The sequence below is a fragment of the Hyphomicrobium sp. genome (assembly GCF_003987855.1).
Taxonomy (GTDB): Bacteria; Pseudomonadota; Alphaproteobacteria; order Rhizobiales; family Hyphomicrobiaceae; genus Hyphomicrobium_B.
On record NZ_RXIZ01000008.1, the window covers coordinates 63,501 to 82,199 of the forward strand.

At 57.3% G+C, this 18,699-nt stretch carries 15 protein-coding genes and 1 tRNA gene; 4 read left to right on the plus strand and 12 right to left on the minus strand.

Annotation, left to right across the window (positions count from 1 at the left end; genetic code table 11):
* The first annotated feature begins 242 nt into the window (after window positions 1-242).
* The 3 genes from ccrA to EKK30_RS07555 all read left to right on the plus strand — a co-directional run bounded on the left by ccrA (window position 243) and on the right by EKK30_RS07555 (window position 5,753).
* Window positions 243-1,562, plus strand: coding sequence for a crotonyl-CoA carboxylase/reductase (ccrA, locus tag EKK30_RS07545; RefSeq protein WP_290982686.1), 1,320 nt, complete (start codon window positions 243-245; stop codon window positions 1,560-1,562).
* Between the two features lie 214 nt (window positions 1,563-1,776).
* The gene (locus EKK30_RS07550; protein WP_290982689.1) at window positions 1,777-3,342 is read left to right on the plus strand and encodes a proton-conducting transporter membrane subunit; all 1,566 of its coding nucleotides are present in this window, start codon (window positions 1,777-1,779) and stop codon (window positions 3,340-3,342) included.
* Window positions 3,343-3,353: 11 nt separating this feature from the next.
* Complete coding sequence (locus tag EKK30_RS07555) at window positions 3,354-5,753, plus strand: YbcC family protein (protein ID WP_290982691.1); 2,400 nt, start codon at window positions 3,354-3,356, stop codon at window positions 5,751-5,753.
* Window positions 5,754-5,982: 229 nt separating this feature from the next.
* Here the strand turns inward: EKK30_RS07555 and EKK30_RS07560 are convergent, their stop codons facing one another.
* The 7 genes from EKK30_RS07560 to EKK30_RS07590 form a co-directional block, all read right to left on the minus strand.
* Window positions 5,983-6,540: a heme-binding protein gene (locus tag EKK30_RS07560; RefSeq protein WP_366927324.1), complete on the minus strand. Its 558-nt coding sequence runs from the start codon at window positions 6,538-6,540 to the stop codon at window positions 5,983-5,985.
* Between the two features lie 317 nt (window positions 6,541-6,857).
* Complete coding sequence (locus EKK30_RS07565; protein ID WP_290982697.1) at window positions 6,858-7,898, minus strand: hypothetical protein; 1,041 nt, start codon at window positions 7,896-7,898, stop codon at window positions 6,858-6,860.
* Window positions 7,895-8,677: a creatininase family protein gene (locus EKK30_RS07570; RefSeq protein ID WP_290982700.1), complete on the minus strand. Its 783-nt coding sequence runs from the start codon at window positions 8,675-8,677 to the stop codon at window positions 7,895-7,897. Before EKK30_RS07570 ends, EKK30_RS07565 begins: the two co-directional genes overlap by 4 nt.
* A gap of 10 nt (window positions 8,678-8,687) precedes the next feature.
* Complete coding sequence (gene glnT, locus EKK30_RS07575; protein ID WP_290982703.1) at window positions 8,688-10,049, minus strand: type III glutamate--ammonia ligase; 1,362 nt, start codon at window positions 10,047-10,049, stop codon at window positions 8,688-8,690.
* 91 nt (window positions 10,050-10,140) lie between these two features.
* Entirely contained in the window at window positions 10,141-11,109 is a 969-nt protein-coding gene (locus EKK30_RS07580) for an ABC transporter substrate-binding protein (RefSeq protein WP_290982706.1), read from the minus strand.
* 59 nt (window positions 11,110-11,168) lie between these two features.
* Window positions 11,169-12,017, minus strand: a complete 849-nt coding sequence (locus EKK30_RS07585; protein WP_290982709.1) for an ABC transporter ATP-binding protein — start codon at window positions 12,015-12,017, stop codon at window positions 11,169-11,171.
* 3 nt (window positions 12,018-12,020) lie between these two features.
* A complete protein-coding gene (locus EKK30_RS07590) occupies window positions 12,021-12,875 on the minus strand; it encodes an ABC transporter permease (RefSeq protein WP_290982712.1) in 855 nt (284 codons plus the stop codon).
* Between the two features lie 237 nt (window positions 12,876-13,112).
* On the opposite strand from EKK30_RS07590, the gene EKK30_RS07595 reads away from it, so the two are divergent.
* Window positions 13,113-13,796: a TetR/AcrR family transcriptional regulator gene (locus tag EKK30_RS07595; RefSeq protein WP_290982715.1), complete on the plus strand. Its 684-nt coding sequence runs from the start codon at window positions 13,113-13,115 to the stop codon at window positions 13,794-13,796.
* 173 nt (window positions 13,797-13,969) lie between these two features.
* On the opposite strand, the gene EKK30_RS07600 is transcribed toward EKK30_RS07595, so the two are convergent.
* The 5 genes from EKK30_RS07600 to mreC form a co-directional block, all read right to left on the minus strand.
* A tRNA-Lys gene (locus EKK30_RS07600) sits at window positions 13,970-14,045 on the minus strand.
* A gap of 186 nt (window positions 14,046-14,231) precedes the next feature.
* Window positions 14,232-15,359 carry a rod shape-determining protein RodA gene (rodA, locus tag EKK30_RS07605; RefSeq protein ID WP_290982718.1) on the minus strand — a complete coding sequence of 376 codons (1,128 nt, stop codon included), beginning with the start codon at window positions 15,357-15,359 and terminating at the stop codon, window positions 14,232-14,234.
* The gene (mrdA, locus tag EKK30_RS07610) at window positions 15,359-17,221 is read right to left on the minus strand and encodes a penicillin-binding protein 2 (protein WP_290982721.1); all 1,863 of its coding nucleotides are present in this window, start codon (window positions 17,219-17,221) and stop codon (window positions 15,359-15,361) included. The genes rodA and mrdA overlap by 1 nt, the downstream gene beginning before the upstream one ends.
* A complete protein-coding gene (gene mreD, locus EKK30_RS07615; protein ID WP_290982725.1) occupies window positions 17,221-17,730 on the minus strand; it encodes a rod shape-determining protein MreD in 510 nt (169 codons plus the stop codon). The genes mrdA and mreD overlap by 1 nt, the downstream gene beginning before the upstream one ends.
* Entirely contained in the window at window positions 17,727-18,680 is a 954-nt protein-coding gene (mreC, locus tag EKK30_RS07620; protein ID WP_290982728.1) for a rod shape-determining protein MreC, read from the minus strand. Before mreC ends, mreD begins: the two co-directional genes overlap by 4 nt.
* Window positions 18,681-18,699 lie beyond the last annotated feature (19 nt).

The following is an 18,699-nucleotide window of genomic DNA, read 5'->3' on the forward strand; positions in this document are numbered from 1 at the left end:
TGATGCATAGCTTTGGGTGCTCCGCTTTCGACGTCCTCAGCTGCGAGCAAGAAGACGCCTTTGGTTATGGCAGTGCGCGTCTGATCGTGTCGGCAAATGCACAAACCCACCTCCGGGGGATTCTTGAAAAGGAATTGCGACGCGTACTCGCAGGATCCGGGAGCGTGGCGATCGTGGACACCACAAGTATCCAATAACTAAAGCCAAGGCTTAGCGATGAGTTTGAAAAGGGGGCAGGGACGATGTCCAATCAGGTAAGGTGTGCACCGAGCGTCTCAGAAAAGACCGCGCCACTTCAATCCAACATCGCCTTCCCCAAAAAAGATCTTTACGAGGTGGGCGAGATTCCGCCTTTGGGGCATGTACCCGTGCAAATGTACGCCTGGACAATACGAAAGGAGCGCCACGGCCCGCCCGACACTGCCATGCAGATCGAAGTCGTGCCGACGTGGGAACTCGATAGCCACGATGTTTTGATACTCGTGATGGCTGCCGGCGTGAACTACAATGGCATTTGGGCTTGCCTGGGTCAGCCAATCTCTCCACACGATGGTCACAAGCTGCCCTATCACGTGCCCGGATCCGATGCGTCCGGAATTGTATGGGCCGTGGGATCGAAGGTTAGCCGATGGAAGATCGGCGATGAAGTTGTTGTACATTGCAATCAAGACGACGGCGACGACGAGGATTGCAATGGCGGTGATCCGATGCATTCGCCGAGCCAACGAACATGGGGATATGAAACTCCCGATGGCTCATTCGCACAATTCGCGCGGGTACAAGACCGGCAGCTGCTCCCTCGGCCAAAGCACCTCTCCTGGGAGGCAAGTGCCTGCTACACGCTGACCCTCGCGACGGCCTATCGGATGTTGTTCGGCCATCGGCCCCATGTTCTCCGCCCGGGGCATAACGTTCTAGTTTGGGGCGCTGCGGGTGGCATAGGGTCGATGGCGGTTCAACTCTGCGCCACTACCGGGGCTAACGCGATCGGCGTCGTATCCGATAGAGACAAAGAGGATTTCGTTCTTCATCTGGGCGCCAAGGGGGTGCTAAACCGCAATGATTTTGCTTGCTCGGGACAACTGCCGCCTATCGGTTCGTTGGAATATGGTGCCTGGATGAGCGAGGCTAAGCGGTTCGGTCAAGCAATTTGGAAGCATACCGGGAAAGGTCGCAACGTCGATCTCGTCTTTGAGCATCCAGGCGAGCAGACCTTTCCGCTTTCCACGTTTGTCGTAAAGCGGGGTGGAATGGTGGTGATTTGCGCGGGTACAACGGGGTTCAACCTGACACTCGACGCGCGCTATCTTTGGATGCATCAAAAACGCGTACAGGGTTCGCACTTCGCGCATCTTAAGGAGGCGGCGGAGGCCAATAAGCTAGTGCTCGAGCGTCGCATAGATCCCTGCATGTCGGAGGTCTTCGCATGGCACCAAATTCCGAAGGCCCACATGCGCATGCTTCGAAATCAACACAAACCTGGCAACATGGCCGTACTCGTCTGTGCACCAACGACCGGCTTAAAAAGCCTTGAAGAGGCTAAGAATGCGCACGGGCGATAGCTCGCATTGACGCAAGCGCGCCGGATCTCTGGCAACTCAACGACGCGCAGCATCTTCATCCGAAGTGCTGCGCTTTCTCTTTTTAGGATTGTGGGCAGGCGATATTTTTAGTTCTATTTTTTCGAATATTGACGTTCATAAGTTCGAATTTTTTAGCTATCAGGCATTTGATACCGTCAGTGCGCTTCAACATCATATCGGGAGCTGCACTCACATGATGATGCTTATCGCACTCGCCGCGCCCGGCGCACTCGTCGTTGCCACCCTGCTCTCCTTGATCTCTCCTGGTCGACGGCCGAAGTGGCTCTTGCATTACGCGAATGCCGCGTGCGCGCTTGCGGTCGCGCTTGCCATTGCTTCGGCAGCCTACGTTGCAATCAACGGTCCGGCGACGAGCCAAGTTGTCGGCTATCGAGGCGCTGGAATCTCCGTCCGCCTCGACAGCGTCAGCTGCACCATGTTTCTCCTTGTCGCCTTTATCGGTTTGTTCGTCATTAAATACTCGGCAAGTTACCTCGATGGCGAAGAACGACAGGGCAAATTCGTGGGGGCGATGGCCGGGGTTTTAGCTTCCGTCCAGCTGCTCGTCATTGCGGGCAATCTCGGTCAGTTCGTTGTCGCTTGGATTGCGGCGAGCATATTCCTGAATCAGCTTCTTCTCTTTTATCCCAACCGGCTCATGGCGCGGCGGGCCGCGCGCAAAAAGGCACTCATGGCCCGCTTGGGAGATGTCTCGCTGATTGTTGCTGCCGGTATTCTGGCGCTCTCTTTCAATACCTTCGATATCGCGACGATCGCCCAATTGGCGCACGCGAGCGAAGCTTCGTTGCCGCTTGCCTTCGCCGCAGCCTGCCTTGGTGTTTCAGCAATCCTTAAGTCCGCGCAGTTCCCCACTCACGGCTGGCTCACGGAGGTGATGGAGACGCCGACTCCGGTTTCCGCTTTGCTTCACGCGGGCGTTGTGAATGGCGGAGGATTTTTGCTGATCCGCTTTGCCGATGTGATGCTCCTCGCGCCCGGAGTATTGGCGGCACTTGCAATCGTCGGCGGATTCACAGCGCTATTCGGCGGCATCGTCATGATCACTCAGCCGGCGATCAAGAACGCTCTGGCATGGTCGACGATCGGACAGATGGGCTTCATGATCTTGCAGTGCGGACTTGCACTTTTCCCGATCGCCCTACTCCACATCGTCTGTCATTCTCTTTACAAGGCGCACGCCTTCCTAGCTTCTGGCAGCGCGGTCGACGACGTTGCCGCCCTCAGACGCCCTGGACCTGTCGCCACCCCAAGCGTGCAGGTCATTGCGAAGTCGTTCCTGATTGCGCTCATTATCTACGCAGCAATCGGACTGACCCTCGGCTTGTCGCATAAGTCGCCCCAATCCATCGCGCTCGGGATCATCTTGATCCTCGGCGTTGCTTATCTGCTAGCTCAAGGGCTTGCCGATGCGGCGCCGCGCCAGTTGACCCTGCGAACAACACTCTTCTCCCTCGGCGCGGCTGTTAGCTACTTCGCGCTTCAGGCAGGCGCAGAGTGGCTCACGTCCGGAACACTGCGCGCCCCGCCCGCCCCAACTGCCCTTGAATGGTCGCTCATGATCCTCGCTGTTTTGAGCTTCGGATCGGTAGCACTCGTGCAGACCATGCTCCCACTATGGGGATCTCATCCCGCAGCAGCTGGTCTTCGGGTCCACCTTTCAAACGGTCTTTATGCGAACGCACTGCTCGATCGAATGCTCGGCACCTGGTCCGCCGGCAGTTCGACCTCCAAGGCCTAGGAGAAACGTCCATGATTGAATTACACATGAACCGTATCCAGAACGCCGTTGCGACTGCCGTGAAGATGATCCCGCCGGCTTGGCCGTTAGCCTCAAGCGTCGCCGTAAATCCCTTCCTCGGACAGACGAACGAGCGTCTGGCGTCGGTTGAGGAGCGCCTCGGAAAGATCGCCGACGTCACCCTTGCAATGCCTCGCACGTGGTACCTAAATCGCATTGCATCGGGTTTGATCACAGACAAGGATCTTTCAGCCGCGCTAATGGCTTGCCCTCACAGTGGCAAGCCATACGACCTTAAGTCCCTGAAGGAGGCCGCTCGATCCGTGGCTGAGCGGCGCGAGCCATTGCCGACCGTCGCAGATCTCGCCGCGAAAGCTTCCGGACTCGCGTGGCCAGCTCTGCTCGGAGAGCGTATTGGAGCCTGGGCGGGATCCTACTTCGATGAAGGTCAGGCACTTTGGGCAGCGCCGCGCTGCCGGAGTGCGTGGGCTTCCTGGAAAGCGTACGCGTCGCACGACTTGACTCCGGAGCTGCACGGTCTCGGCGGGTTCGCAGCGCGGGTTATGGGTGCACCTGATAGCGCTTTAGAAGCCATCGCACGCTCTGCTACGAGGCTTGGTCTCTCTGATGGAGAAATGCCGAGTTATTTTCATCAGCTCCTGCTTTCGATTTCAGGCTGGGCCCAGCTAGGGCGTTACAAACTTTGGCAAGCCGAACTGGCGGGCCGGAGCGATACAACGCTCGGAGACCTGCTCGCGGTCAGGATACTCTGGGAGGAGGCACTTTACGATCTCAGCGCGAAGCAGATCGAGCCTGAGTGGAGGTCAATCAAAAGCGCGCACTGCGCTGCGATCGAGCCTTCGAGGACGTCGATCGTCAACGAGATTCTGCAGGAGGCGTGGGAAAGAGCCGAGCATCGCAAGCTCGCCGCTGTCATCGCCTCTCCCTGTACGACCTCATGGCGGGAGGGGCCTTTGATGCAGGCGGCTTTTTGTATTGACGTTAGGTCGGAAGTTTTCCGCCGTGCCCTTGAGCAAATCGATGCCCGGATTGAAACGATTGGCTTCGCAGGCTTCTTCGGAATATTTCTCAAGCACCGTCGGTTTGCATCCGACGTAGAGGAACTGCGCCTTCCCGTGCTTTTGAATCCATCCGTCTCGTCCAGAGCGGGAGATGAGAAGTATTCTGTGGAGGAGAGGTCGACGCGCATCCGCTCGCGTGCGGTTCGCGCTTGGGGACGGTTCAAGCAAGCCGCCGTATCGTCCTTCGCCTTCGTCGAGGCAAGTGGTCCATTGTATGCGGGCAAGCTCGTAAAAGATGGGTTGAGCCTGAGGCGCAAGTACTTGCCTGATGAGCCCCCTCCATCGCTCGATCCTCCATTGAGCCTCGACGACCGGGTGAAGGCCGCCGAGACCATTCTGCGAGCCATGTCATTGACTAGCGGCTTTGCTCGATTGGTTGTTTTGCTCGGACATGGAGCCAATGTCGTCAACAATCCGCACGCGAGCGGTCTCCACTGCGGGGCATGCGGGGGATATTCCGGTGAGGTCAATGCACGTTTGCTCGCGGGTTTATTGAACGAACAAGCTGTGCGTGATCGGTTGGCTCAAAATGGTATTGCTATCCCCGCCGACACCCTTTTCGTTGCCGGCTTGCACGACACGACGACAGATAGCGTGAAGCTCTACGATCGCGATCATCCAGAATCGGCGCACCGGCCGGATCTCGCGAAGGCGCGCGCTTGGTTCGCAGCCGCAGGGAAACTCTCACGCGCGGAGCGCGCCCTTCGGCTGCCCGGCGCGTCGGGTCCACACAGTGTAACGCGCCGCAGCTATAACTGGGCGGAAGTTCGCCCGGAGTGGGCTCTTGCACGTTGCAAAGCCTTTATCGCCGCGCCGCGCGCGCGGACCGCTGGAAAGTCTCTGGAGGGCCGCGCCTTCCTTCACACGTATGACTGGAAAGAAGACAGCGAGCGCGGCTTTCCTGTGCTTGAGCTTATCATGACGGCACCTGTCGTGGTCGCCAGCTGGATCAGCTTGCAGTACTTTGGCTCGACCGTGGCGCCCAATCTTTTCGGCTCGGGCAACAAGCTCCTTCACAATGTTGTCGGGGGTGTGGGCGTCATCGAAGGCAACGGGGGGGCAATGCGCGCAGGCCTATCGTGGCAATCGGTCCACGATGGACAAAACTATGCCCACGATCCGCTCCGGCTCGCTGTGTGCATCGAAGCTCCGCGCGAGGCGATGACCGATATTCTTTCGCGCAACTCAGGTATTCGCCAGCTCTTCGACAATACCTGGCTTCACCTCTACGCCATGGATGGCGAGGGCCGGATTAGTCACCGCTACCGCGGCGATCTCCAATGGGATGCGATGCTGAGTACGATCGAAACGACAGCCAACGCGGCATGATCTTATATGACCCGCCAATTGTTTCGGTCACATAGGCCATTTCCTAAGCGACGCGGGAGTTCGACCGGTGAACCAAGACGCTCAACGCCACGTATCTTCTGAGCCGACCGACGAGGGGATATTCTTCCCTTTCCCCCGCGTCGCGGTGCTTTGCGGTGTTTCTCACCGCAAAGCATTTTTTTACTTACAAGTGGAGCGCAGAGACAACCTCTGAGGATCGTCTGACGTCTCAAAGAGTTCCAAGCTCAAACATGACCTCGTTTCTTCGCAGAAATGGCAAAGTCCAGGGAGGATTGTAGAACGCTAAAACCGGGTCCCCGCGCAGATCGAGCTTGTTCTTTAAAGCGAATTCACGAAGCTCCCCGATTTTGGTCGCGATCAACGCGTCGTTCGCCGTACCCGAAAATCGGATCGCGAGCATACGCCTCTCCTGGACTGGAACGAGTTTAACGCGAGCATCCGAAGGCTCAGGCAACGTCTCTGTTGTCCATTCAGCCGGCATGATGAAGCGTACCGTCCAGCGGGTGCCATCCCCCTGCTGAACGACCGGCGCGGTCATCGCGATTTTTTGAGATTGCTGTTCGACCGGCGCCGTCATCGCAATCTTTGTGTGCGGCTTGTTGGCGCCGAAAATGTAGGCTGCGATGATACGAAACCCATTTTGAATAGCCGCCGAGCGTTCTCCAGTTACAGCGACTTCGGCGGCAACCTGGGGAGCGTATTTGCGGATCTCGATTGGGCCCTCTGCGAGCAAAGTTGTGTATTTGGGTTGTTCTACGTTGCTCATGATGGGTCCTGCAGCGGCAATAGCCACCAAAACCAAACCAATAAACGCCAAGACCAATGAATAGCGCTTGCGGCGTGACATCAATATCCTCGCCAAAGAAAGGGCAGCATCTGAGCTCCGATGAAGCGCAATGCGATCAAAAGGTATCAGGATGCGCCTTCATCATACGTATCCTGAATGCGATCGGATCGCCAATCAGAGATGACGCGGTCGCAGTCGCGCGCGGCGACGTGGAAGCCGACCGTTTAAGCGGCTGATTTTCTTACCACGGTCGACCCGTTAACTTGGATGCCACTAGCAAACACGCGGACGCGCGCTTAGTCATCCACTGCCAAATCAGATTTTATGATCGGAAGAAGTTCTGAGTAATTGGGTACGATCGCGTAGTCCGCGCAGAGCGACATATCCTCTTCGAATTCATCCCATTGCATAGCGTTTAGATGATCGCGGTGGAACGCGTTGAATACCCGAGGCTCGCCCATTTGAACTACTGGATTGCAAGCTCCAGCCGCCAGAGATCCTGCGACGGCGCCTCGTGCGGATGCGATATACTCGAGAAACGTCTCCCCGGCCCGGTGCAGCTGCGTCGAATTCTTTATGAGCGCGTTTATCTCGACGAATGCGACACCGCCTTTCCCTGAGATCGGACCCCTCGCCGGTGTAATCGCGCGTACTTCGAGACGACCCGCGAGTCTAGCCGGAGACGCGGTATATACGCCGCCGCTCATGTAAAAATCGATGTCGCCATCGACCAGAGCTTGGTTCAAGCGATTATGATCGGCGGTTATAATGCGCGCGGATCGAAATATCGATCGCGCGGCACCTGAAAAAGCTTCGATTTCCCGGGCGTCAAGATCACGGAAGGGATCGAGCCCGGCCGCAATCGCGACGTGCATGACATTGAAATCCTCATAGGAGAGGATCCCGAAGCGCCTGCAAAAGTCCGGATTCAAAGCGAGAGCGAGGCCTTCAGTCTTCGCTACCGAGGCTGAGAGGCTTTTCTCGTTGATCACCAGATTGAAGGGGCCGCATCTTTGGGGAATGCCAAGTATTTCTCCAGCGGCACTTTGCGCAGCAGTTTTGAATCGATCGAATGAACCGCTCAGTCGATTTAGCGCCGCAGCGAACTTTTCCGTCAACGGCGCAATGGTACCGCGTGGGTGCAAGACGTCGCGCACAAAAGGTGTGTTGATATTGATGACGTCATAGTTATTTGGCTCTGCCAATATTCGCCGGCAGGCGAGATCATCAGACAAATGGGTCTCGCCTTCGACGACGAGACCCGTGTCGCGCTGAAGTACGAGGGCGAAATCACCGTCAGCATAGCCCTCCCAACCGAAGTACCTCAGTTTCGTCATTGAGATTTATCGGATGTTCCCGCGCCCCCTCCAAAGTAGCAAAAATCAAGCGGAGGTTTCTCGGACTTTCCTTTTTCGATGAGGGCCGAAAGATCTTCGACCATCCAATCAAAAAGCTCTCGACCGTCCTCGACGAGCGCGCGACTCGGGAATCCCGTGACGCCGTTAAGACTGGTTCTATTAACGGGATGCGCGAAGACGAGTCCCGATGTCCGATCTTGATCATCGGACAGCGGTAGGAGGTCGGTTCGCACGATTGCGGGAGCTTCGGCTAGCATGAGTGCCGTCTCAGCGGCATTCGCATGCCAATCTTCCGCGTCCGCAAAATGCGCAGCGCGTACTCGTTCGCTAATGGTAGCGGTGTTGACCACGGCGACCATCATGTCGTCGTGCTCGGCTCGGAGCATCTCGAGCGAACACCGTAGCGGCGCGGCATTCGTCACATGGCTGTTGACGATAAAGAGCCGGCGAACGCCACTGTGATAGGCCCAATCGCCGATTTCCTTCACGATAGTGATCAAAGTAATCGGTTGAAGGGCGATCGTGCCGGGCCACCGCCGGCTATGTCCTAACGAACATCCATAAGGGAGTGTCGGGAGCATGGGCGCGCCCGTCCTCTTGGAAACCTTCTCGCAGAGCTTCTCCGCTAGAATGAAATCCATTCCGGTACCAAGATGTGGCCCATGCTGCTCCGTAGCCCCCACGGGGAGGATAGCTGCGCAATCGGCTTCTCGTAGGTCGCGCGGCAATTCACACCAGGTTCTATCCGCCCATTTCATAGCCGCACCATCAATAGAACTTCAGATAGCGAGCACGCTCCCAGTCAGAGACGTGGTTGATGTAACTCAGCCATTCGTCCCGCTTGAAGTCCACCCAGGCCTTCTTCATGGCAGGACCGAACGTTGCCTCACTCAACGGGTCGGCATCGAATGCGTCTACTGCTTCTTCGAGAGTTCGCGGCAAATGGAAAACGCCTAGTTCTTTGAGCTCTGCTTCGCTCTTGAGATACATGTTCTCGGTATGGGGATCGCCCGGATCGAGCTCTTGAGAGATGCCCTCGAGACCAGCAGCAAGAACCAGAGCCGCACCCAAATAAGGGTTGCATGAACTATCGGTCGCGCGCAGCTCTACGCGTCCACCTCCGAGTGGTATGCGCAGCGTGTTGGTGCGATTGTTGTTGCCGTAGCAGGCCCAGACCGGCGCCCACGTAAATCCTGACATGGAACCCTTGAGAACCAGTCTCTTGTAGCTGTTGACGGTGGGTGCCACGACCGCGCAGATCGCTGGGAGATGCTTTAGGATGCCCGCGAGAAATTGATAGCCCAACTTCGAGAGACCGCATCCTCGCGCATCGGACGCATCAGCGAATAGGTTCTTGCTGCTCTTCTTGTCGAACAGAGACATGTTGAAGTGCGCGCCACTACCGGCACGATCGCCGTAAGGCTTCGGCATGAAGGTGGCAAAGCCGCCGTGCTTGCGCGCGATCTCATGCGCCATCATCCGGAAAAATACAAACTTGTCGGCCATGGACAGTGCATCGAAATAGCGAAAATCGATTTCGAACTGTCCGATACCGTCTTCGTGATCGAAGCTATAAACATCCCAGCCAAGGCTGTTCATCGAGTCGATCAGCTCACCAATCCAACCTAGATTGTCGAGCGTTCTCGCGACGTCATAAGCGGGCTTTTCGAGGTTTTTTCGATCTGAAAGCGGCTTAAAGCCGAGAACCGGATCGTCCTGCAGCACAAAGAATTCAGCTTCCATGCCGAGGTTGAGGCCATAGCCCAAAGCCTCCGCTTTCGCGAGGGCTCGTTTGAGAATGTTTCGGCTGCAAGCCTCGAATGGCTTGCCTTGACACCACAGATCGCTCGCGAACCACGCGACATCCTTGTTCCATGGGAGAACAGCGCAGGAAGCTGGGTCGGGGTGCGCGGCCACTTCTTCGTCGCTGACATCTTGCGGAATACCGTCGAGGGCCGCGCCTGTGCAAAGTTCGGAACCGGCCATCATGCGATCCAAGTGCGCGATCGGCACTGACTTGCCTTTTGAGACGCCGTGCATATCGACGTAGCTTGCAAGCAGGTATTTCACACCTTCACCAACGAGCTTGTTTTCGAGCTCTGTAGGCCCGTTTTTCACGATGGCATCCATTGTCGTCATTACTCCGCTATTGTTTTAGCCTGTCCAAGGCGCGTGCCGATAAGCGAAGCGGGTGGCCGCTTCGCTGCTCTTGTCGTGATGTTTATTTCGAGGCGACGATCGAACTGACGAATTTTGCGTCGAACGTATCTTCGATCTTTGGAGTTGCCTTGATTTGCCCGCGCTTCACCAAGACTTCGGCAATCAACTTACCGGATGTGAAGAGAGACTTTGCGTCATCATGCGGCGTGAAATATCCAGCCATCTCCGAAACCGGAATATTGTAGGCGCCCTTTGCCTGCTCCTTAACGTCATCGACGGTCGTCGAGAAATACTTCGCGACGATCGCATAAGCCTCCTCCGGGTTGGACTTCATAAAGGCCATCCCGTCGATATAGCCCTTTATGACGCCGTCGATCGCCTTCGGATTCTTGCTGATGTAGTCGGTCGAAAAATAAAGGATGTCGGTGATGAGACCTGGTGCCGACGCTGACGTGTAGATCGCGTGGTAACCCCCATTGACGTCCAGCTTCAGAATCTTACTCACGTTCGGTTCGTACGTCGCGCCGGCAACGGCACCGCCAACCAGGGCGGCGGCGACGTTCTCAGGCGTCGTGTCCAGACCTTCGACATCGGCCTCTGTTAGTCCCGACTTCTGCAATCCATATGCGACGAGGAGATTGTCACACGTTGCGAAGGGATAGGCGACCTTCTTTCCCTTGAGGTCCGCCATCGACTTGATGGATTTCAGTGCTACGACAGCATCGGCACCGTTCGAGTAATCGATCGGCATGACGACTTTAAACGCGTTACCGTTCGCGACAAGATTGATGACCTGGTCGTAAGTATACATGGCACCTTGGATGCCGCCGCTTTGCAATGCTGCCGGGATGAGCGCCGGGTCCGCAAAGTCCTTTAGGGCGACTTTGACGCCATATTTCTCAAACAAATTCTTTTCGACGGCGACATAGAAAGGCGCGTATCCTATCCACGCGACGGTTGCGAGCGTGACCTGTTCCTCGGCCCGCGCGGCGCTCGGATGAAAGGCAGCCGAACTGGCGACCGTGATCATACATGCCAGTCCGATATTCCGGAGTTTAGTCCAAAGCTGTCGCATTCTGGGATACTCCTTCATGAATTAGGCCGAGCGGATGCTTCGGCTCCTGTGCTTCCAAGTGCCGACCTATCAAGCGACAGGCCAACCGTTTCGCGGACGCGCTCCATTACCTGCCGCTTGAGAGTTAGAAATCTTGGATCGACCCGCATCATGACGTTCCGCGTCTTCGGAAGGGGCACGTCGTAGATTGTGTCGATGCGGCCGGGATGCGGAGACATCAAGACGACGCGAGAGCCGAGATAAAGCGCCTCTTCGACGTCGTGCGTGACAAACAAGATTGTCGTCCCCTCTTGCGCTACGACGCTTAGGACGAGATCCTGCATCACTTCCCGCGTTTGCGCGTCGAGCGCGCCGAACGGTTCATCCATGAGAATGATGGCTGGCTTTGACATCAGCGCCCGAGCAATCGCGATGCGCTGGCGCATTCCGCCGGAGAGCTGTGAAGGATATGCGTCTTCCGCCGCGCTTAAGCCGACGAGAGAAATGAGCTTTTGAGCGCGTTCTTCCTCGGCACCTCGCTCAAGCGCCAGATTGTCGTGGGTATTGGCAGCGAGCCGGCGGCTGAACAGAACATTTTGCTTTGCGGTCAACCATGGAAAAAGGCTGTAATCCTGAAACACCACTGCGCGGTCAACGCCCGGACCATTAATGGGCTTGCCGCCGACCAGGATCACGCCACTATCCGCGGCTTCCAGACCAGCGATGATCCGGAGAAGAGTGGATTTTCCGCAACCCGACGCGCCCACGATTGTCAGGAATTCCCCAGCGGGTATTGCCAGCGACACGTTTTCGAGGACAAGCGTGCTGTGCCGCTTTCCCGCGAAACTTTTGAAGAGACGGCTTATCTCGATCGATTTCGTCATCGCTTACCGCCCCCTCAGATAGGGAAAGAGCGCATGATGGAGCGCGCGCAAAAGCTGATCCTGGATGAGACCGAGAAATCCGATGACGATGAGGCCGGCGAAGATTTTATCAGTCTGCAGAAACCGCTGGGCTTTGAGGACGGCGTATCCAAGCCCGGAATTCGCGGCAACTATTTCCGCCACGACGAGGTACGTCCATGCCCAGCCGAGGGTGATCCTGCACGTGGTCAGAAGCGACGGAGCCGCTGAAGGAAGGATCACTTTGTAGAGGATTTCCCGCCGCGTCCCCCCCATCGTCTGCGCGGCTTCGATCTGCTGCATCGGCACTTTGCGGACGTCGTCGGCGAACATCAGGACCATCTGGAAGAAAGTACCGATGAAGATAATCGCGATTTTCGAGAGTTCGCCGACGCCGCACCAGAGCATCACGAGCGGAACAAACGCTACGGCGGGCATATAGCGGACGAAGTCCATCGCCGGCTCCAGAAAAGCTTCGGCAGGCTTAAACGTTCCTGCAAGGAGCCCAAGCGGAAGTGCGATTACCAAGGAAGCCAAAAATCCAACGGTCACTCGCTGGACACTGATGGAGAGATCAGCGGCGAAACCCTCGTTTAGCACCCAGGATCCGAAGCGCTTGGCGACGTCCACAGGCCCCGGCAGGAAGATCTTTGGAACGATTGCCGCTTCATTGAAGAATGCCCACAGGAGAATCGGAATGAGCACGCCAGCTACAGCGTACGTCGTGAATTGCCGACGAGTGAGTTGCCCACGTATGGACCAGTGCTTCCGTGATGCTGACTTCTCCAGTGCTTCCACCGGAGCGGGCTTGACGGAGATTTCTGCAGTCGAAGCGTTCATTGCAACTGTCCGCATCCAGAAACTACTCGTCGCCTTGGCCGAGACACTGCAGCCCTTGCCGCGCAGTAATTAAACGCTTAATTAATTATGGATGGCAAGCGAATGCTCCCCGAAAAATGCGGAATTTTTGAACAATCTTTCCACCATACCGCACAAATTCGAGGCGCAGGAAGTGTAGGCAGTCTTGCTGGATTTGCTATCAATGCCGCGCGACGTCGAGATTCGGGAGATCGAAGAGTGGGAAATCACAGTAAGCCGTCGATTGCTGTTCGCCCTCTGAAGCGTCAGGGAGTGAAGCCGGCGAGCGGGCGGCGCGGCACCCGCGTTGGAAGGCCCAAGCTCGACGTCGACAGCCCTGGTGCTGAAACCCGAATTCGCGAGGTTGCTCTCGATCTCTTTGCCGAACGCGGATTTTCCGCCGTTACAACGAAGGATATAGCTGACGCGACAGGCTTCAATCCGGCCCTGATCTACTATTATTTCGGCAGCAAAGAAGAGCTGTTCCGAAAAGCAGTTACACTCGCGGTGGAACGTGCGTTCCACCAATTTCGCGTCGCTCGGCAGGGGCTAAAGGACCCGCGATCCATCATCAATGGATGGCTCGATAACCACATCAAAGAGTATGAGACAATCGCCAAGCTCATCAACATATCTATCGATTATGCGAAGACATCGAAGCGTAACGTGCGGATCGATGGTGCAATTAGGCGCTTCTATGAAGACGAGCGCGAAGTGCTACGCGCTGCATTGGCCGATGGGATGAAGAGCGGAGAGTTTCGCAAGGTGAACGTCGATGAGACAGCGAGCTTCATCTCGACATATCTCGACGGCGTGTTTGCGCGTGCGATGATCCTCAAGGACTTCAAACCCGTTCAATCGATTCGCGAGCTTCGAGCTTTTCTCGAGGCTTATCTGAAGTAACCGGTCGGCAGAAGTTTGGTAGGTTCGAGGACAGACACTCAAGATCCATGGGGGACCGATGAATAATGATTGCCCGACGCCCTGTGGGTAATGATCGAGAACTGGGCAGCCGCACGCAAGGCCGGGTTAATAGCACCCGAATCGCGGTTCAAAGCGCTGAGTTACGGATTCTTTGGTGGGTGATGAAGGACTCGAACCTTCGACCCGCTGATTAAGAGTCAGCTGCTCTACCAACTGAGCTAATCACCCGTACCAACGCCATCCGCTGTACATTTCGGGCCAAGCCCAAGGACGGCGAAAGGGCCCGAATGGGCCCTGAGAATGGAGCGCATAGCATCGCTAGCGGGGTCTGTCCACCCCCCTCTTTCCGGTCGCCAGACAATTGAGGAAACTGAGTTATTTCCGACTGCGAAACGCTAGCCTTTTGCAGCAATGTTAGCTGTTGCGACCGTGGACGTAGGCCGACATGGCGATGCCGAGGCCGAGCATGAGGGTCGTCATCGAGGTTCCACCATAGGACAGCAACGGTAATGGGATTCCGACAACCGGAACCAAGCCGGTCACCATCGCCAGATTGATGAAGACGTAGATGAAAAACGTCATCGCTGAGCCAGCGATGACGAGGCGGGCGAACCGGTTCTCGCACCGTTGAGCCATCACCATCATCAACAATATAAGCAGCGTGTAGATGGCGAGCAGCAGCACCATTCCAATAAATCCCCACTCCTCGCCGACCACACTGGCTATGAAGTCCGTGTGCTTCTCCGGCACAAAATCGAGTTGGCTTTGCGTGCCAAGCATAAAGCCTTTGCCGGCGACGCCGCCGGCACCGAGCGCGATCTTTGACTGCGTGATGTGATAGCCGGCGCCGAGCGGGTCCATGCCGGGATTTAGAAAGACATCTATGCGGCGCCTTTGATAATCGTGCATGCCCGACCAGATCGCGGGCAGAGCTGCTGTCACTGCAATGGCGCCGAGCGCAAAATAGCGAACGGGCACGCCGGCAAGAAACATAAGCGAAAGTCCGAGCGCAACGAACAACGCAGCAGATCCAAGGTCTGGCTGTTGCAACGTCAGCAGCACCGGTACGGCTATCATTCCCAGCGGAACAAGCACATTAGCGGCCTTGCGGACCTCGCCCGGCGGCAGTCGAAGATAGTAGCGGGCGAGCGCTGCGACCAAAGCAAGCTTCATGAGTTCGGACGGCTGGAAGGATATCGCTCCTACGCCAATCCATCGTTTGGCGCCCAAAGCGTCGACGCCGATGAAGGGAACAAGCGCCAGCATCAAAAGCGCTACAGCGTAGGCGGGGTATGCAAGCGCGATCCATTTCTCGAGCGGAATCGTCGCCATGATGACAACGACGACGAGCAGGACCAGGAACCGCAGCGTGTGGCGCTCTCCCCAAGGGATGAAAGAGCCGCCGGAAACGGAATAAAGGGTCACGGCACCGATGCCCGCGAGAATGCAAGTCGTGGCCAGTACCGGCCAGGGAACACGCCAAAGCTTCTCCGCCAGCCGCATCGGCCGCCGCGCGATCCACTCGGAATAAACGCTGCGCATCAGCCCTCCCTGCCGGCAGCCCGGGAGACACCGGGCAGATCGTTGCCTGCCCGAGATTTGACGTCGGCAGCATCACGCTCCAGCACGAAGTTTATAACGTCGCGACCGAGTCTTGCCGCAGCATTCCCATCGGCGCTGCGCTCGGTAACGGTTGCGATCGCATAGCGCGGCTTATCGGCGGGTTCGTAGCCGACAAAGAGAGTCGTTCTGCGCTGCACTTCGTTTGTTCCCTCCGCGCTCTGACGCGCGCCAGTTTCACTCGAAACAGTGCCCGCCACGAGCGGCTTTCCGTCGCCAAGTTTGGCCTCTCCGCCGACGCCGAGTGAATCGTTTGCAGCTGCTGTCAGCGCTTTGCGAACCAGATCGCAGTTAGCGAACTTGAAGGACAGAGGCACGAAGTTGGTATCGGCCTCTCCTCTTTTGGCTTCATCTGAAATGGAAAGGCTCGGCGCGACCAGGCAACCGCTGGCAATTCTCGCCATCATGACAGCCAGCTGTAACGGGGTCGCCACGAGATATCCGCGGCCGGTTGCGGTGAGCAGCGTTTCGCCGCCATGCCATCCGCTATCGAGATTGCCTCGCTTCCAATCGGGGTCTGGAACGGTGCCAGGCTTTTCCTCCGCCAGACCGATGCCGCTCGCAACGCCCAACCCTAAAGCTCGCGCCGCAGCCGCGATGGGTGAAATTCCCAAGCGTGAGGAGATCTCATAAAAAAACACGTCGCAAGACGACCTGATCGCATCGTGTACGTCGACGCTTCCATGGCCTTCCGGCTTCGAGCAGCGAAACTGCTGGCCGCCATATTCGTATTTGCCGTTGCACACGATATGCTCTTCGGGGGACACGACGCCCGCTTCGAGCGCGCCAAGCGCAGTTACGGAAAGGAATGTCGCTCCCGGAGGGTAGCAACCCGCAACGGCACGATTGAGCAAGGGTTTGGATTCGGAGCTTGATAGCTTTCCCCATTCGCTGTCGGAGATGCCTCCGGCAATGTCGCGCGCGTCATAGCCGGGAACGGAGGCCAGCACCTGGACATGTCCTGTTGCGACATCGAGTACCACAGCAGCGGCACAGATGTCTGCCTGCATGCGCTCCACTGCACGACGCTGAAGTTCCGCATCGATGGTGATACGAATGTCGCGTCCCGGAGTCGGATCGATTGTTTCCAGATTGCGTACGATGCGGCCGCGAGCGTCGACCTCCAATTTCTGCGTTCCGCCGATTCCTCGCAGCTCTGAGTCGAAAGCCAACTCGGCGCCATTCTTGCCAACGCGCATGTCTGGAAGGCGCATCACCGCGTCATCGTCGATGGCGAAACGATTAACGCTGCCGACGACGCCGACCACATGGCTGAGCGCAGCGCCATCATGATATCGGCGCCGCCAAGAAAATTCGGTCTTTATACCCGGCAGACTCGGAGCGAGAAGATTGAGCTTTGCCACCTGCTCGAACGTCAATGCAGAGGCGATCGTCGTTGCAGCATATTTCCCCTGCTTGCGGGCACGCAAAACAATCTGCGCGATATCGTCGTTCGCGAGTGGCACGATCTCGCTAACGCGATGGAGCGTATCGGATACGTTCCTCGTCAAAGCAGGCGTGATGGTGACGCGGAACAGCTCGTCATTATCGGCGAGCAAGCGGCCGTACGCATCGAGGATTCGCCCTCGTTTCGGAGCGAGCGCCTGAAAATCGATGCGATTTTGATCGGCGAGAGGCGCATAGCGGGGAGCGCCAAGCACCTGAAGGTCGAAAAGCCGCCATCCGAGCAACCCGAAGGCAGCAGCCTGAAAACTACCGAGCAGCACGGCGCGGCGCGTGAACGGATCTTCGTGCGTCGGGTCGTCGTTTTCGTTATCCGCCATCAGTCGCCTCGGGTCAGATGCAGCGACGTGGCGGACTTGGATGGCTTGGCGATTACGAGAGCGAGTTGCACGAGTGCGGCAAGAATGAGCGCGAAAAAAGCGCCGCGCGCGTACGGCTTCCAATCGAGAAGCTCGAGGAAGTACGCCGATGCGGCAAGCCAAGCGAAAAACGTCACTGAGATGATCGCAGTCGTAAAGAGCGCAACCTTTCCGCGCGGGCTTTCGATAGCAGAGCGCGAGGCGTAGACAGCCGCGATATAGGCCACGAGATAAACGAGCGCCCAGTACCCGAGTGGACCCTGGGTGAGAACATCGAGCAGAAGACCGCAAAGAAAAAGCACCCATTCGGGCAGCCAAGCGGCGTCATCGCGAGTCCAATAGTAAATTGCCACGACCGGCAGAAGCGGGAGGACGAAGCGGTAATCCGACGGAAGGCCCCACGGAAGGATTGCAGCAAACGTCAGAGCCAGGACGGATAGCGCGGGCAGCACGGTCACGCGCCACGTCATTGGCCGCTCCCCGAATGGAGAGACGTGCCGGAATTGGTTCCGGCATCACTGTGGGCAGCGTCTGCGGTTGATTTCTGGTTTGCCGGCTCATCGGTCAGATTCGATGATGGATCGTCGTAGAAAAGCACGCTGACGTAGTCGAGGTGATCCAAGTTGGCTCGTATGCGAACGCGGGGCTCAGTGTCCTTGCCGCCGTGGACAACGCCAATTCGAAGCCCGGCAGGAAAGAGCCCGCCGGTGCCTGAGGTCGCGACGTCGTCTCCTTGTGAAACCTTCGCTCCGTCGGGAAGATAGATGAGGCGCGGCTCACTCGTATTGTCGCCTGCAAGGATGGCGCGGGCAGCGGTTGGTCCGACGACCACGGGGATTCGACTATTTATGTCGGTCGCAAGCAGCACGCGAGCGGAGGTCGGTCCAATATCGACAATGCGACCCAGCAGACCGTCGGCATTCACTACCGGATACCCAACTTTGAGTTTGTTGTTGCTGCCGGCATCTATGGTGACGTTGCGCACGAAAGCGCCGCCGCTCGAATCTGCGATGACGCGACCGGTGATGAAATCGAGTTTCTGTGCCGGCACGGTTCGGGCGATCGCTTCCAAATCAGCGAGCTTGGATTCCAGCTGCCGCGCCCGCCATTCCCAACTGGCGAGCCGCTGGTTTTCCTGCTTCAGCCGATCGACCTCATCCTGAAGTCCTGCCTGCGTTCCGAGCGTTCTCCCAACATCGCGCAGTGGATCGAGCGGCACCATGGCCGATTGAAATAGGGGCGACATTGATGATGCGACCTGCCAACGAAGGTCGCTGAGCATGCTGTGGTCCATCCGGCTTAGCAACATTAGCGCGGACGAGATGAAGAGCAGGAGAAGGATCAACGGGCGCAGCCGCCGTCCCCGCGTCGGTGCTCGACCGCGCGCAAAAATGAATTGAGCATCCTTGAGGCGAGTCATTGCAGTTGCCTGCTGCTCA

What these genes read in the sequence shown, in the direction of transcription:
- ccrA (WP_290982686.1), top strand. Translation starts at nt 243, where the DNA reads ATGTCCAATCAGGTAAGGTGTGCACCGAGCGTCTCAGAAAAGACCGCG.
- EKK30_RS07550 (WP_290982689.1), top strand. Translation starts at nt 1,777, where the DNA reads ATGATGATGCTTATCGCACTCGCCGCGCCCGGCGCACTCGTCGTTGCC.
- EKK30_RS07555 (WP_290982691.1), top strand. Translation starts at nt 3,354, where the DNA reads ATGATTGAATTACACATGAACCGTATCCAGAACGCCGTTGCGACTGCC.
- EKK30_RS07560 (WP_366927324.1), bottom strand. Translation starts at nt 6,540, where the DNA reads ATGAGCAACGTAGAACAACCCAAATACACAACTTTGCTCGCAGAGGGC.
- EKK30_RS07565 (WP_290982697.1), bottom strand. Translation starts at nt 7,898, where the DNA reads ATGACGAAACTGAGGTACTTCGGTTGGGAGGGCTATGCTGACGGTGAT.
- EKK30_RS07570 (WP_290982700.1), bottom strand. Translation starts at nt 8,677, where the DNA reads ATGAAATGGGCGGATAGAACCTGGTGTGAATTGCCGCGCGACCTACGA.
- glnT (WP_290982703.1), bottom strand. Translation starts at nt 10,049, where the DNA reads ATGGATGCCATCGTGAAAAACGGGCCTACAGAGCTCGAAAACAAGCTC.
- EKK30_RS07580 (WP_290982706.1), bottom strand. Translation starts at nt 11,109, where the DNA reads ATGATCACGGTCGCCAGTTCGGCTGCCTTTCATCCGAGCGCCGCGCGG.
- EKK30_RS07585 (WP_290982709.1), bottom strand. Translation starts at nt 12,017, where the DNA reads ATGACGAAATCGATCGAGATAAGCCGTCTCTTCAAAAGTTTCGCGGGA.
- EKK30_RS07590 (WP_290982712.1), bottom strand. Translation starts at nt 12,875, where the DNA reads ATGAACGCTTCGACTGCAGAAATCTCCGTCAAGCCCGCTCCGGTGGAA.
- rodA (WP_290982718.1), bottom strand. Translation starts at nt 15,359, where the DNA reads ATGCGCAGCGTTTATTCCGAGTGGATCGCGCGGCGGCCGATGCGGCTG.
- mrdA (WP_290982721.1), bottom strand. Translation starts at nt 17,221, where the DNA reads ATGGCGGATAACGAAAACGACGACCCGACGCACGAAGATCCGTTCACG.
- mreD (WP_290982725.1), bottom strand. Translation starts at nt 17,730, where the DNA reads ATGACGTGGCGCGTGACCGTGCTGCCCGCGCTATCCGTCCTGGCTCTG.
- mreC (WP_290982728.1), bottom strand. Translation starts at nt 18,680, where the DNA reads ATGACTCGCCTCAAGGATGCTCAATTCATTTTTGCGCGCGGTCGAGCA.